Origin of the sequence: Halorubellus litoreus, from assembly GCF_037081675.1 — an archaeon.
GTDB classification, from domain to species: domain Archaea; phylum Halobacteriota; class Halobacteria; order Halobacteriales; family Natrialbaceae; genus Halorubellus; species Halorubellus litoreus.
Genome location: NZ_JAZAQL010000003.1, coordinates 246,487 through 261,087 on the forward strand (window position 1 = coordinate 246,487; position 14,601 = coordinate 261,087).

General features: G+C 69.7%; 15 protein-coding genes. 8 read left to right on the top strand and 7 right to left on the bottom strand.

What is annotated here, in order from left to right; translation table 11 throughout:
* Positions 1-23: 23 nt before the first annotated feature.
* The 7 genes from VYJ16_RS16060 to VYJ16_RS16090 all read left to right on the top strand — a co-directional run bounded on the left by VYJ16_RS16060 (position 24) and on the right by VYJ16_RS16090 (position 6,426).
* The gene (locus tag VYJ16_RS16060; RefSeq protein ID WP_379762715.1) at positions 24-1,697 is read left to right on the top strand and encodes a VC_2705 family sodium/solute symporter; all 1,674 of its coding nucleotides are present in this window, start codon (positions 24-26) and stop codon (positions 1,695-1,697) included.
* A gap of 3 nt (positions 1,698-1,700) precedes the next feature.
* Positions 1,701-2,195, top strand: coding sequence for a universal stress protein (locus tag VYJ16_RS16065; protein WP_336351328.1), 495 nt, complete (start codon positions 1,701-1,703; stop codon positions 2,193-2,195).
* The gene (locus VYJ16_RS16070) at positions 2,192-2,419 is read left to right on the top strand and encodes a DUF8119 family protein (RefSeq protein WP_336351329.1); all 228 of its coding nucleotides are present in this window, start codon (positions 2,192-2,194) and stop codon (positions 2,417-2,419) included. Before VYJ16_RS16065 ends, VYJ16_RS16070 begins: the two co-directional genes overlap by 4 nt.
* Positions 2,420-2,556: 137 nt before the next feature.
* Positions 2,557-2,913 carry a DUF8165 family protein gene (locus tag VYJ16_RS16075; RefSeq protein WP_336351330.1) on the top strand — a complete coding sequence of 119 codons (357 nt, stop codon included), beginning with the start codon at positions 2,557-2,559 and terminating at the stop codon, positions 2,911-2,913.
* Positions 2,914-2,971: 58 nt separating this feature from the next.
* Positions 2,972-3,808 carry a YihY/virulence factor BrkB family protein gene (locus tag VYJ16_RS16080; RefSeq protein WP_336351331.1) on the top strand — a complete coding sequence of 279 codons (837 nt, stop codon included), beginning with the start codon at positions 2,972-2,974 and terminating at the stop codon, positions 3,806-3,808.
* A 140-nt stretch (positions 3,809-3,948) separates the two neighbouring features.
* Positions 3,949-5,280: an APC family permease gene (locus VYJ16_RS16085; RefSeq protein ID WP_336351332.1), complete on the top strand. Its 1,332-nt coding sequence runs from the start codon at positions 3,949-3,951 to the stop codon at positions 5,278-5,280.
* A 15-nt stretch (positions 5,281-5,295) separates the two neighbouring features.
* Positions 5,296-6,426 (top strand): 3-hydroxyacyl-CoA dehydrogenase, encoded by a 1,131-nt coding sequence (locus VYJ16_RS16090; RefSeq protein WP_336351333.1) that lies wholly within the window; start codon positions 5,296-5,298, stop codon positions 6,424-6,426.
* 21 nt (positions 6,427-6,447) lie between these two features.
* On the opposite strand, the gene VYJ16_RS16095 is transcribed toward VYJ16_RS16090, so the two are convergent.
* The 6 genes from VYJ16_RS16095 to VYJ16_RS16120 form a co-directional block, all read right to left on the bottom strand.
* Positions 6,448-8,157, bottom strand: coding sequence for a thiamine pyrophosphate-binding protein (locus tag VYJ16_RS16095; protein WP_336351334.1), 1,710 nt, complete (start codon positions 8,155-8,157; stop codon positions 6,448-6,450).
* Positions 8,158-8,424: 267 nt separating this feature from the next.
* Positions 8,425-8,859, bottom strand: coding sequence for a universal stress protein (locus VYJ16_RS16100; RefSeq protein WP_336351335.1), 435 nt, complete (start codon positions 8,857-8,859; stop codon positions 8,425-8,427).
* 245 nt (positions 8,860-9,104) lie between these two features.
* Complete coding sequence (locus tag VYJ16_RS16105) at positions 9,105-9,779, bottom strand: DUF6498-containing protein (protein WP_336351336.1); 675 nt, start codon at positions 9,777-9,779, stop codon at positions 9,105-9,107.
* 84 nt (positions 9,780-9,863) lie between these two features.
* Entirely contained in the window at positions 9,864-11,096 is a 1,233-nt protein-coding gene (ilvA, locus tag VYJ16_RS16110; RefSeq protein ID WP_336351337.1) for a threonine ammonia-lyase, read from the bottom strand.
* 117 nt (positions 11,097-11,213) lie between these two features.
* Positions 11,214-11,381 (bottom strand): hypothetical protein, encoded by a 168-nt coding sequence (locus VYJ16_RS16115; RefSeq protein ID WP_323676093.1) that lies wholly within the window; start codon positions 11,379-11,381, stop codon positions 11,214-11,216.
* Positions 11,382-11,419: 38 nt separating this feature from the next.
* Entirely contained in the window at positions 11,420-11,617 is a 198-nt protein-coding gene (locus VYJ16_RS16120) for a hypothetical protein (RefSeq protein WP_336351338.1), read from the bottom strand.
* 252 nt (positions 11,618-11,869) lie between these two features.
* Between VYJ16_RS16120 and VYJ16_RS16125 the strand changes: the two genes are divergently transcribed.
* A complete protein-coding gene (locus VYJ16_RS16125) occupies positions 11,870-13,141 on the top strand; it encodes a type IV pilin N-terminal domain-containing protein (protein ID WP_336351339.1) in 1,272 nt (423 codons plus the stop codon).
* 533 nt (positions 13,142-13,674) lie between these two features.
* Here VYJ16_RS16125 and VYJ16_RS16130 read toward each other — a convergent pair.
* Entirely contained in the window at positions 13,675-14,334 is a 660-nt protein-coding gene (locus VYJ16_RS16130; protein WP_336351340.1) for a ribonuclease HI family protein, read from the bottom strand.
* Positions 14,335-14,601 lie beyond the last annotated feature (267 nt).

Consider the following 14,601-nt stretch of genomic DNA (forward strand, 5'->3'; position numbering starts at 1 on the left):
CGTTCAAGCTCGTCCCCGCCATCATGGTGACGGGGATGCTCCTGCTGTTCCTCGGCATCGGGTACGCGTTCCGGGTCGCCGACACCGACGACCTCTGGGTCGCCGGGCGCTCCATCGGGAACGTCGAGAACGGCATGGCCATCGGCGCGAACTGGATGTCCGCCGCGTCGTACCTCGGGATGGCGGCGCTCATCGCCCTCTCGGGGTACTACGGGCTCGCGTTCGTCGTCGGCTGGTCGACGGGGTACTTCATCCTCCTCATCTTCCTCGCCGCACAGATGCGGCGGTTCGGGAAGTACACCGCGCCGGACTTCGTCGGCGACCGCTTCGACTCCGACACCGCCCGCGCCATCGCCGCCCTCACCACCATCCTCATCGGGTTCGTGTACGCCGTCGGGCAAGCACGCGGGATGGGGCTCGTCGGCATCTACGTCTTCGGCGGCGACTACGCGACGATGGTCGTCCTCCTGATGGCCATCACGGTCGGGTACCTCGCCCTGTCGGGGATGCTCGGCGCGACGAAGAACATGGCCGTCCAGTACGTCATCCTCATCGTCGCGTTCCTCGCCGGCCTCTACGCCGTCGGGTTCACGCAAGGGTACTCGACGGTGCTCCCGCAGGTCGAGTACGGGATGCTCCTCGACCAGCTCGGCCGCGAGTTCACCGAACCGTTCACCTCCGGTAGCTACTACCTCTGGATCGCGACCGCCTTCTCGCTCATCGTCGGGACGTGCGGGCTCCCGCACGTGCTCGTGCGGTTCTACACCGTCGAGAGCGAGCGGACCGCGCGCTGGTCGACCGTCTGGGGGCTGTTCTTCATCTGCCTGCTGTACCTCTCCGCGCCCGCGTTCGCCGCGTTCGGCACCGACCTCTACGCGAAGAACGTCGGCGCCGTCTACGGCGCGAACGGCATGAGCGGTGCCGAAGGCGACGTCATCGTCGTCATCGCGAGCCAGCTCGCGAACCTCCCGACGTGGTTCGTCGGTCTCGTCGCCGCCGGCGGCATCGCCGCCGCCATCGCGACCACCGCCGGATTGTTCATCGCCGCGTCCTCCGCCGCCGCGCACGACATCTACACGAACATCGTGAATCCCGACGCGACCCAGCGCCAGCAGCTCCTCGTCGGTCGCGCGACCATCGTCGCGCTCGGCGCCGTCGTCACCGTCACCGCGCTCGACCCGCCCGCGCTCGTCGGCGAACTCGTCGCGTACGCGTTCTCGCTCGCCGGCCTCGTGCTGTTCCCGATGTTCTTCCTCGGGCTCTGGTGGGAGAACACGAACCGGCAGGGGGCGCTCGCCGGGATGACCACGGGCCTCCTCATCTGGTTCACCGCGATCATCAACGAGGTGCTCCCGAACTACGTCGGGTTCCTCGGCGACGCCGCCGGAGACGCCGGCGCAATCGTCCCGGTCTACGCGGACGTGTTCCCCGCCATCGGCGCCGCGCTCGCCGGAACGCCCGTCGTGTTCGCGGTCACCATCGCGGTGTCGTACGCGACGGAGGAACCGAGCGAGGAGATAAAGCGCATCGTCCGGCAGTGCCACAGCCCCGAACCGATGGGGCAACAGCAGTCCGCCGAGGACGTCGTCGGGAACAGCGGAAACGGTGGTGTGGCGACCGACGGTGGCCGCGACGCCGCGACCGACGGCAGTCGTGACGCGGCCACCGACGACGACGCGGCGACGGAGGAGGTGTGACCGATGTACGAGCACGTACTCATCCCGACCGACGGTAGCGAGACGTCCGAACACGCGGTCGACGAAGCGTTGGAGGTTGCCTCGCGGTTCGACGCGACGGTGTCGGCGCTGTACGTCGTCGACACGGACTCCGTCGGTATCAGTCTCGGCGCGGAGCAGGTCGACCGCATCCGCCAGGGGCGGTTCGGCGAGATGGACGACCTCGAGGCGCGAGCGAGCGACGCGACCGCGTACGTCGCGGAGCGCGCTCGCGAACGCGGCGTCGACGTCGAAGAGCATGCACGCGCCGGGCGGCCCGCGTCGGTCATCGCGGACTTCGCGGACGACGCGGACGTCGACCTGATCGTGATGGGGAGCCACGGCCGAAGCGGCCTCTCCCGGGTCGTCCTCGGGAGCGTCACCGAGCACGTCCTTCGGGAGACCCACAAGTCGGTGCTCGTCGTCGACACCGGGCACGCCGGCGAGGACGCCGAGGACCGCGGAGGCGACGGCGAATGACCGCGACGTCCCGCCTCGACCGCGTCCGCGACCACGTCGTCGAGAACCGGGAGACGGTGCTCGCGGACCTCGCGTTCGCGGTCGTCTGGGTCGCCGTCGTCACGCTCCTGTTCGACGTGCTGCAGGGCCCGCGGTGGGTCTACCACCTGACGCTCGCCGGTGGCGTCGTCGCTCACTACGGGTTCTTCGCGTCCCTCGATGCGGCGAGCGACCAGTCGAACTGAGCGGTCACTGCCCCGCGCTCCTTCCTTCGCAATCCGCCATCCGAGCCCGAGCCTGGACGCTCGCGGGAACGGCGGCCGCGTCGCGGACGACCACCCACCAGAAGAAATAAGCAGGAAGCATACTATTGTTTCCTTGTATGAGTGAGAAGCATCAGAAGTTGGTCGGGACGCGCATTCCACACGGCGCCGCGTCCAGCGTCTTCCCCGTCGAGGACCTCCCGTGCGACGTCTACCAGCGCCGTGACGCGAAACGAATCCTCGAATCGACGCCCAGCGACGCCGTCCTCGGGCTCCGGGCGACCAGTATGGCGAGTTCCTACTTCCTCCACGGCCACGCGCTCACCGTCGTCGACACCGTCTCGCTCCCCGACACCGCGAAAGCAGACATCCGCGACCGAAGCGGCGTCGACGTCCACGACTTCGAACTCCTCGCCATCGGGAAAGCCAACCGGAACTACGAGAACCGCACCCTCAGCGAGTACGCCACCCCCTGAGTCGCGACCACCCCACTGAAGCCATGGCATTACGGCGCCTCGCGACCATACTGTACCCATGGACCTCGACCTGGTCGTCTCACGCGCAAAGGAGGTGAAGACCGTCTTCGGCGAGAAGAACGTCACGTTTCTCGCCGGCAGCATCGCGTACAGCGCGTTCGTCTCCCTCGTCCCACTCCTGCTCTTCCTCTTCCTCGTCGTCTCCGTCCTGGGCGCGCCCGAGCTCCAGGCTCGCATCGTCGAGGTCGCAACGCAGAGCGTCTCGCCAGCGGTCGGCGGCGTCATCGAGGTGATGATCGACTCGCAGCGCGACGCCAGCACCGGGTCCACGCTCGGTGCGACCGTCATCGGCGCGCTCGTCCTCGTCTGGGGCGCCATCAAGGTGTTCCGCGGGCTCGACACCGCGTTCTCCACGATCTACGAGACGACCGCCGAGGACACGTTCCTCGACCAGATCAAGAAGAGCCTGCTCGTCCTCGCCACGCTCACGCTCGGCGTCGTCGCGATGGTCGGCGCAACCAGCGTCGTCTCGTTCATCTCCACCATCCCGTTCCTCGGGCTCCTCGTCCCGTTCGTCCTCCTCGGCGCGCTCGTCCTCGCGTTCCTCCCGATGTACTACCTCTTCCCGGACGTCGACCACGAACCACGCGACGCCCTCCCCGGGACGGTCATCGCGGCCGTCGGGTGGACGCTCCTCCAGATCGGGTTCCAGGTGTACGCCTCGCTCGGCGGCGAGGAGAGCAACCTCATCGCGAGCATCCTCCTCTTCGTCACGTGGCTGTACTTCACCGGCGTCGTCCTCCTCCTCGGCGCGACCTACAACGCGGTCGTCCTCGACGGCCGCAGCGGGGACGCCGACAACCGAACCGACACGGTCGAGCAGGCACGCGCCTGAGCGCGTCCGACCAGGCCCCGCGCCCGAGTACGAACGACCACGCCGACGCCCCGGTTCGACGCTCCGCTCGATGCCCCCCGGCGAGACGCTCGTCGCGGGAAAACTACTTTCACCCGCACCCGCATGAGACGTGATACCGAATGGCTCGAACCGAGGGTGGGGACGGTGACATCGGCCTGCTGCACGCGGTGAGCATCGAGGTCGGCCTCATCGTCGGCGGCGCACTCTTCAGTCTCACGGGCGTCGCCGTCGGTCTCGCCGGCCCCGGAGTCGTGCTCGCGTTCTGCGTCGCGTTCGGCATCGCCATCCTCGGCCTCCTCCCCACCGCGATGCTCGGCGCCGCCTACCCCACCACGGGCGGGAACTACCGCTACCCAGCCGCCCTGGTCTCCCGGCCGCTCGCGTTCCTCGCCGCCATGGGACTGGGCGTCAGCATGTTCACCGGCGGGCTCCCGCTGTACGCGCTCACCGCCGGCCAGTACGTCGACGCCCTCCTCCCCGTCAGCCCCACCGCAGTCGGGTTCGCGCTCCTCACGCTGTTCTTCGCCGTGAACCTCCTCGGGCTCCGTCCCGCCGCCACCGCCCAGCTCGTCATGTTCGTCGGACTCGTCGCCGCCCTCGCCTCGTTCGTCGCGTTCGGCATCCCCGCCGTCGACCCCGCGAACCTGACGCCCGCGTTCCCCGGCGGCACCGTCGGCGTCCTCACCGCCGCCGGCGTCCTCTACTTCGTCTGCCTCGGCGCGAACTTCGTCGTCGACGTCGGCGGCGACGTCCGCGACGCCACCGTCACCATCCCGAAGTCGTTCGCGGTGTCCGTCCCACTCGTCCTCGTCACGTACGCCGGCATCGGGCTCGTCGCCGTCGGGACCGTCGGCGCGGACGCCATGGCCGGCGCGACGCTCGCCGTCCCCGCCGAAGCCATCCTCCCCCGCGGCTTCGAGGAGTTGTTCGTCGTCGGCGGCGCGCTGTTCGCCATCGCGACCAGCATCAACGCCGTCTACATCATCACCCCGAAGTACCTCGAAGCGCTCGCCGCCGACGGCCTCGCCCCGAACGCGCTCGCCGCGACCAACGACCGCTTCGGCACCCCACACTGGGCGACCGCGCTCGTCTACGCGTGCTCTGCGGCCGCGCTCGTCTCCCCGCTCCCCATCGCCGACCTCGGCGCCCTCCTCGGGTTCGGCGGTGCCGCCCTCGTCGTCCCCGTCATGCTCGCCGCCATCGTCGCCGTCCGCGACCACCCGGAGGACGTCGCCGACACCCTCCCCCTCCCCGGCCGTGCACTCGCCGCCATGGCCGCGCTCGCCGTCCCACTCAACTGCCTCCTGCTCGCCCTCCTCGCCACGCAATCGCCCACGTTGTTCGTCGCGTGGCTCGCCGCACTCGCCGTCCTCGGCGGGTACTACCTCGTCCGCACCCGGACGGCCAGCACGAGTCGCACCGAACTCACGACCGACCCAGACGCGGACTGACACCACACGACACCGATGACACAACAGAGACACACCGACGCACTCGACCTCGAACGAACAGGCGTCGTCGGCGCGGGCCTCATGGGCCGCGACGTCGCCGGCCTCCTCGCGAACGCCGGGTTCGACGTCACGCTCGTCGACGTCGACTCCGACGCCCTCGACGCCGCCCGCGACTACCACGAGACCGCGCTCGCGGACGCGCTCCGCGCCGGCGGCTTCGACCCCGACGACGACCTCACGGCCCGCATCGAGTACGCGACCGACGTCGACGCACTCGCCGACTGCGGGTTCGTCGTCGAGGCGGTCCCCGAGACACTCGACCTCAAGCGCGCGGTGCTCGCCGACCTCGAACGCGTCCTCGACGCGGACGCCGTCGTCGGCACGAACACGTCCTCGCTCACGCCCGGCGAGATAGCCGCCGACGCCACCCACCCCGAGCGCGTCGTCCTCTTCCACTTCGCGAACCCCGCACTCTCCCGCGACCTCGTCGAGATCGCCGGCGACGACGCCACCGACCGCGCCATCGCTGTCGCCCGCGCCGTCGCCGACGCCATCGACCGCCATCCCGTCGTCCTCGGCGCCGAGTACCGCGCGAACTGCCTCAGCAGGCTCTCCGCCAGCATCAAGTGCGCCGGCACGTGGGAGCTGCTCGACGCCGACCCCGCCGCCGTCGACCGCGGCGCGCGCAACGTCGGGTTCGACCGCGGCCCCATCGAGTTCGTCGACCTCATCGGCGTCGACGTCCACCTGCACACCGTCGAGAACCTCGCCGACGCGTACGGCGACCGGTACGCGCCGCCCGAATCCGTCCGCGAACGCATGGACGCGATGGTCGACCGCGACGACCTCGGCAAGAAGAGCGGCCATGGGTTCTTCGAGTGGGACGGCGAGACGTGCCTCCTCCCCGAGGTCGACGACCCGCACGACGTCACGCCCGTGCTCGCCGCGCTCGTCAACGAAGCGCACCGCCTCGTCGACGACGGCGTCGGCGACCGCGACACCGTGAACGACGTCCTCAAGCGCGGCAGCGGGGGCGACGTCGGCCCGTTCGATCTGGAAGCGACGTTCGGCGCCGACTACCTCCGCGACGTCCTCGACGCCCGATACGAGGAAACGGAGGCGGCCGTGTACGACGCCGTATTCTGAGGTGCCACGACGCCGCGGGGCTCAATCGACGAGCAGCGGCGGCGCGGCGAACGGGTCGACGTGGACGTCGAGCAGCGTCGGTTCCTCGGACGCGATGGCGTCCTCGATGGCTGGCCCGACGCGCTCGGCGTCCTCGATGCGTTCGCCCTCGCAGCCGAACCCGCGCGCGACCTGCGCGTAGTCGACGCTCGGGTCGAAGTCCGTGGACTGGTCGACGCTGTGCGTCGCCATCTGACTCATCTTCGACGACCCCAGCGACTCGTTGTTCGTCACGACGACGGTCACGGGCAGGTCCTCGCGCGCCGCCGTCTCGAGGTCCGCAATGTGGTAGCCGATGCCGCCGTCCCCGGAGAGCACGACCACCGGGGCGTCCGGGCGCGCCGCCTGCACCCCGAGGCCCTGGGGCAGCGCGGCGTTGATGCCGTCGCTCCCGCGCGCCTGCAGGTACCGCAGTCCCGGCTCCTCGGTCTCGTAGAACGCCCCCGAGAAGAACCCGGGGAAACTCGTCGCGCTCACCAGCACGCCCTCGGCGGGGATCCGTTCGTTCAACTCGTGGACGACGCGCTGGGGCTGGATCGGCGAGCGGTCGCTCGTCAGGTCGTCGCGGTGCTCCTCGCGCCACGCTTCGCGGTCCGCGGCGAGCGACGCGACCCGGTCCGCGCGAGCGTCGGCGCCAGCCGGGGCGTCCGCGTCGACCGCGTCCGCGAGCGCGTCGAGCGTCGCCCGCAGGTCCGCGCGGATACCGACCGCGGGCTCGTAGTTCCGGCCGAGCCACTCCGGGTCGAGGTCGACGTGCACGAGCGGCGCGTCCTCGGGGACGAGCGACCACCCGACCGACGTCAGCTCGCCGAATCGCGTCCCGAACCCGAGCACGAGGTCCGCGTCGGCGAGCGCGTCGTTCGCCACCCGACAGAACCCCCAGCGGCCGACCACACCGAGGGCGTGCGGCTCCGTCTCCGCGACCGCGCCCTTCCCGTTCATCGACGTCACCACCGGCACGTCCGCGGTCCTCGCGAACCGCGCGAGTGCCGCCGTCGCGTCGGCGCGAACGACGCCCTCGCCCGCGACCACGACCGGACGCTCCGCGCCAGCGAGCAGGTCGAGGACGTCCACGACCGCGTCAGCGCTCGGCTCGGGGCGCTCGCGCGGATACGACGCGTCGACGTCACCGCGCAGGAACGAACTCGCTGCCGGCTCGTCGCTCGCGTCGTCCGCCGCTTCGTTCGATGCGACGTCCCCACCGAGGACGTCCTCGGAGAGGTTCACGTGCGCCGGCGACGGGACGGTCGCGGTCGCGGTGCGGACGGCGCGCTGGACGGCTTCGACCGCTCGCGTCGGGGATTCCGGGTCCGCGGTCGAGGTCGTCCACGGCTCCAGGACCGCCTCGTTGTCCGCGTCCTGGATGACGCCGTTCCCGCGCGTCGCCCGGTCGTTCCCGCCCGTGAGCGCGAGCACCGGCGACGACGCGCCCGACGCCTCGGAGAGCCCGGCGCCGATGTACGCCGCGCCCGGCCCGCTCACGCCGTCGACGACGCCGAGCGTCCGCGCCGCCCGCGCGTACCCGTCCGCCATCAGCGCCGCGCTCGCCTCGCTGCGCGCGAGGACGTGCCGGAGGTCGCTCTCGGCGAGACTCGCGTAGTACGGGTCCATCTGCTCGCACGGGAATCCGAACACCGTCTCCACGCCCGCCGCCTCGAACGCCTCGACGACGACGTCCGTCGTCCGCGTCACCGCCACCCACCACCGCATCGCGTGCGTCGTGTGAACATGACTCCCCCAACTCCCGGAGCCCTCAAAAACGCTCCCCCGGAACGTCCCAGGGACAGCCACGGAGCTTCGCCCGAGTCGATCTAGAAGAGAAGCGCGCCCGACAGCGACCCCTGACCGGTCAGACGCCGTGCTCGTCGTCCTCTACCCCCGACGTACCCGCGAATTCTACCGCCGACGCACCCGCTGATGCGCGACCGCCGACAGCCCCCCGCGGAACGGCTCCGCGCGTTACTCCTCCTCTTCCTCGGCCGTCGTCACCGTCACCGGCCGGTCCGTGTTCAGGAGGACCTCCTGCGTGACGCTCCCGAACAGGATCTTCCCCGCCGGCGACCGCTTCCGTCCACCGAGAACTATCTGGTCCGCGTCCACCGAGTCCGCGACGTCGATGATGTCCTGGGCGACCTCGCCACTGTCCTCCTGGATGTGATAGTCGACGCCCGCCTCGTCGAGGACCTCCATCACGCGTCGAACCGCGTCGATGCGCGTCGGCGAATCGAACCGCTTCATCTCGTCGGGCGTATCCGGCGAGCGCTCGCGGCCCGTGAACACGAACAGCACGTACGCTTCCACGTCCATACCGTCGTCAGCGAGAGACGCGACGAAGTTCGCCTGACTGAGTGCCCGTTCGACGTTCAGATGAACCGGAAGGAGTACACGATGCATAAAGCCACCTTCACCCGGCGGTGATTTATAACTAGAGGCCTATTTGAACGGGTCGGGAACGCCCGCACCGCCAGCCCGCGCACGTGAACGACGCGTCCGCGGCCCCGCGACTCCGTCCGCAGCCAGCCGACTTCCCCCGCAGCCAGCCGACTCCGTCTGCGGCCCATCGACCCAGGGCGCCACCGGGTCGTCGACCCAGCGAGCGTCCGCCGCGCGGAGCGACACGACGGACATCGTCGAGAACGTCACTCGACGCCCGTCGCCGTCGTCGAACTCGAGCGCCGGTTCGCCCGGTCGTGCGCCCGCCAGTGCCCGCGGAGGTCGAGCACGGTCTTCACGAGCACCATCACGGCGACGGCGCCCACCGGGGCGCCCACCCCGCCGACTGCGAACGCGCCGAGGACGATGGTCAGATGGAGGACCAGTACGCGCCGGTACGGCTCCACCATCAACGTCACCGGACCACTTCGTTCGAACTCGCCGTACCCGACGAAGTTCAACCGATACGAGAGCGCGTGATACCCGACGAACCCGACCGTGGGAATCACCACCGACGCCCACTCGCCGTCGACGAGCGGCGCGAACCCCCTGAAGACCGTGAGCACGAACACGCCGTGGACGAGCCAGAACACGCCGTAATGCTGCACGAAGAACCCCGCGACCGACCGCTTCGACCGTCCGACGAACGACGCGACCGACCGGTCGTTGAAGCTCATCTCGGGCAACTCCGCCGGGTCGTCCTCGCCCGCTGCGCGGAGTATCTTCGCGACCGATCCGACACCGACGACCGCGCTCTCCAGCCAGTACACGAGCATCAATGCCGGCACCCCCCACCCGAAGAAAGCGACGCCGACCAGCGGGATCGCGTTCCCGGCGAGCAGCCCGACGACAGCCAGCCGCGACCCCGGAGACGAACGCATACAACCACCGAGGACGGGCGACCGGTTAAACGAACCGAGGGACGAAGCCACGACGACCCACCGGGTCGCGAGTCGTCCCGCCCCTCACTCCGGATGCGCGAGGCGTTCGACGTCGTACCCGGCGTCGCGGATGCCCGCGAGGAGTTGGTCGGCGTGCTCGCGGCCGGCCGCTTCGACGCGGAACATCAGGTACGCCTCGCCGACGTTGAGGTCGTCGACGGCGCGTTCGTGGCGGACCGAGCGGATGTTCGCGCCCTGGTCAGCGAGCACCCGCGACACCTCCGCCATCTTCCCCGGGCGGTCCTGGATGCGGACGCGGAGATGCAGGAGCTGGTGGCGTGCGGCCTGCGCGTGCGTGAGGACTCCCTGGAGCGCCGACACGTCGATGTTCCCCCCGCAGAGGAGCGGTATCACCGTCTCGCCCGCGACGTCGAGGTCGTCGGAGAGCAACGCGGCGGTACTCACCGCGCCCGCGCCCTCGACTAGTTGCTTCGCGCGCTCAAGCAAGAGGAGGATGGCTTGCGCGATGCGGTCGTCGCTCACCGTCACCACCTCGTCGACGTACGCGTCGATGTGCTCGAAGGTCAAGTCGCAGATGCCGCCGGTCGCGATGCCGTCCGCGATCGTCTGCGGGTCGTCGTTCCCGACCGGTTCACCCTTCAACAGGCTCTGTGGGACGGTCGCCGCGTCCTCGGCCTGCACGCCCACGATGCGGACGCTCGGGTCACGCTCCTTGATCGCGGTGGCGACCCCGGAGATGAGACCACCCCCGCCGATGGGTGCAACGACCGTGTCGACGTCCGGGAACTGCTCGTAGAGTTCGAGACCGAGCGTCCCCTGGCCCGCGACGATGGCGGGGTCGTCGTACGCGTGCACGAACTCCCAGCCGTGCTCGGTCTCGAGGTCTCGTGCGTGCGAGACGGCCTCCTGGAACGTCTGCCCGACCAGTTCGACGTCCGCTCCGTAACTCCGCGTCGCGTCCACCTTCGCCTGCGGCGCCGTCTCCGGCATCACGATCGTGGACTCGATGTCGTTAGTAGTTGCTGCTAACGCGACGCCCTGCGCGTGATTCCCCGCGCTCGCCGCGACCACGCGCCCCGAGAACGCGTCGTCATCGGCGAGGAGACTGATCTTGTTGTGCGCACCGCGCGTCTTGAACGACCCCGTCCGCTGGAGGTGCTCCATCTTCAGGTGGACGTCCGCGTCCGCGCGCTCCGAGAGGCTCCGCGAGTACTCGATGGGCGTCTCCTCGACGATGTGCGTGTCCCGGACGCGGGCGCGCGCCGCCTCGATGTCCGGGAGCGAGACGCGAGGCATACCTCCGAGTGCACGCGCCCCACTCTTGAACGTACGCAATTCAGAATCGAGTACCTCGACGGTCGGGTCGAGTCTTCCGACGGTCGGGTTGGTCCGTCGACGATCGAATCGTGGACGTCAGCGCGCGCCCGCGACGCCGCTCCCGATGGCCGCGCCGCAGTCGCCGCAGGCGACGAGGTAGAACCGCTTCGAGGCCTTGAAGAACCCGGTCTCTGCACCCATGTCCGCGAACTCGACGTCCTCCTGTCGTTCCAGCGTCGCGTCGCACTCCGGACAGTGAACCATAGGAAACCGTTCCAGCACCTGATACAAATGCTTTGTCGTCAGTGCGCGCCCGCCGCCCCGCCGCCACCGCCGCCCGCACCGGCGACGCCGCTCCCGAGCGAGTACCCACAATGCGCGCACTCGACGACGTAGAACCGCTTCGACGCGCGAACGATCCCGATCCGTGACTCCGTGTCGTCGAACGCGACGTCGTCCATCGAGTCGAGCGTCGTGTCGCATTCCGGACAGTGGACCATGTGCCGTCGTGCTCGCTCGTCGACCATAACCCTTCGGGGCTTCCGCGGACATGGTGGTGTCACCGCGATGGTGTCGTCACACCACCTCCCCGCCACCTACGAGCGGGACACCCACGACGCTACTGGTATCGAACAGGTCGACGGGCGGCACGCGTCCCGCACACTCTCAAACCGGGTCTCGGCGGCCCTACTGGTCGCCCGAACTCGTCCTCGCCCGTAAGACATACCCGCACGAATCAGTTGCTTGCTGATATGTCGCGTCGCCTTGGTCTCTTCTCTCGCGAGCGTGCCATCTCTCCCGTCGTCGGCGGAGCGCTGCTCGTCGCGATAGTCGTCCTCCTCGCGACCGTCACGGGCGCCATCGTCTTCGGTATCGCCGACGACGAACCGCCCGCGCCGACCGCACGACTCCGGCTCGAACCGACAGGGTCCTGCCAGTTCGAACTCACGCACCGCGGCGGCGACCGCCTCGACGGCGACCGCATCACCGTCCAGGGGCTCGACGACCCGGACGCGCTCGCCGGCGAACGCCTCGCCGCCGAGGACGCCGTCGCCGTCGACCCCACCGAATCGACCGTCCGCGTCGTCTGGAGTGCACCCGACGGCGACACCGACCACGTCCTCCGGACGTTCGAGGTCGACCCGAGCGTCACCAGCGGGTGGGCGTGCACGAGCGGGACCGTCCTCACGAGCGACGCCAGCGGTCACATCACCGTCCTCCGACCCGGCGAGAACCCCATCGAGCTGAGCGCCACGTCCAGCCTGGACGCGCTCGGCACCGCGGACGTCGACGTCACGGGCGACGGCCGCTCGGACGTCCCGTACGTGACCACCGGCGACGCCATCGCCATCACGAACGGTACGAACGAGACGACGACGCTCGCGACCAGCAGCGACATCTCGGGCACCATCGAGGGCGCGAAGACGCGCGTCACCGCAGCCGCGTGGAACGGGAACACCCCGAGCGTCTACTTCGTCGACGAGAACCACGACACCATCTACCGCGTCGCCCCCGGCGAGAGCCCGACCGTCGTCGCCAGCCCCAGCGACGGCGCACAAGCAGTGCTCGGCCCCGGCGACGTCGACGGCGACGGCGACCGCGAACTGCTGTTCGCGGACGGCAGCCAACAGCTCCGGTACGTCGAACCGAGCGGTGGCGTCGAGAAGGTCGACAACGGCCAGACCGGGTCGAACAACGGCATCGGCTCCGGCTCCGTCGCCGACTTCGACGACGACGGCGTCGTCACCGTCGTCACCATCGACGGCAGCAACGACCTCAAGGTCGTCGGCGAACCCACCGCACAGGGCGGCGAGGGCAAGACGACCATCCCGAGCGTCGACGCGGCGAAGGCACCCGTCACCATCGCGGACGTCGACGGCGACGCGTCCAGCGAGGTGGTCTACGTCTCCACCAGCGGCTACCTGAAGTACGTCGACGACGTCTACGGCTCCCAGACCGTCTCGTTCGTCAGGGACGCAGACGGCGACAAGGTCGACGCCGACGACGCGACCGGCGTCGTCTGACCGGCACGACCCCAGCCGGCGCTGGAGTCGAACACCACCGCGTCCGCAGAAACGCGAGTGCGGTTGCTCCAGGAACCGTGCCGAATTTTCGGCCGACTCGCGGCCGTCTCCTCACCGTCCGCTCACCGGCCCCTCACCGGCCCCTCACCGGCCCCTCGCCGATCTCGCTGTACCCCTCTCACCGACCGAGGGCGTCCCCAAGACGGGTGGCGTAGAGCCACGAACGGCTCCCGCACGGCGACCGCACTCGTGGCGTTTCTCGTCCTCGTCACGAGCGCCAGAGCCTGCGTCGTCGTCGGCCCTCGGCCCATTTCGTCGGCGGCAGCCCTCGGCCCGTTCAGCGTCATTCCAACCGGCTTCGCGAGCGTCGCGGGCGTCGCACTCCCGTATCGGAGCGACGAGTGACGGCGACGAGAAGAACTCCGGACGCGGTGGGGGTCCGACGTTGAAGCAGTCCTCGCGGACGCCCCCTCGACGAGGTTCCGAATGCGGTCGGTCGAACCGACTCCCACTCAACACTGCCCGCACTCGCCTCACTGCGGGCCGAGACCTGCGATGTCGGCGCCGACCGTTGCGAGCGCGTCAGCGGGGTTCGGGTCGCTATCCGCGAGATGCGTATAGTGGTGGTCGGGGATGCCCGCGAGCAGTTCGGTGACGGCGTCGCTGTACGCATCCACGCCGGGTTCGGTCGGGTCGTCGCCGCCCCAGACGTCGCGGATGACCGTCATCGAGTCGATGCGGACCTCCACGCTCCGCGGGTCGTAGCGCGTGATGAGCTCCGTGAGGCCGAGCTGGAGTGCGACGTACTCGGCGGTGTTGTTCCCCGTTCGCGACCCGACAGGTCGGCCGAGTCGCGCGAGTTCCGCGCCTTCGGCGTCCAATATGACGGCACCCGCTCCCGCCGGCCCCGGGTTCCCACGCGAACTCCCGTCGACGTACAGGACGAACGCGTCACCCGTCGCTTCGGGAACCGCCGGTCGCGCGAGGTCCGTCGATTGCAAGTCGTCGAGGGCGTCCCGAAGCTCGCTGTGCGAGGTCCCCGGGTCGAACAACCCACCGTATCCGGGGACCGCGTCGTCGATCGCATCGATGGCCGTCGCCAGCTCGTAGCCGACGGCTGCGAGGACCGCGTCGACCTCCGCCGGGAGCGGCGGCAGGTACTCAGCGGGAAGCCGGTCACTCACAGCGACCATCGCCTCGCGTGAACGACCCGGACACGGTGGTCCGGGTCGCGGGATTGCGCCACCACGTCATGTCGGCAGTACTGGCCTCCACCGACATAAGCTATCGCCGGCAACGACATCGAGACGCGGACGCCCTCCCGTTCGCGACCCGGTTCGGCCCCGCTCGCCACCCTTCGATCCGGTTCGCCACCCTTCGATCCGGTTCGCCACCATTCGACCCGGTTCGGTCCAATCCGAGTTGCGGAGACGCGGAACAGCGAACAGTTATATTCGGTG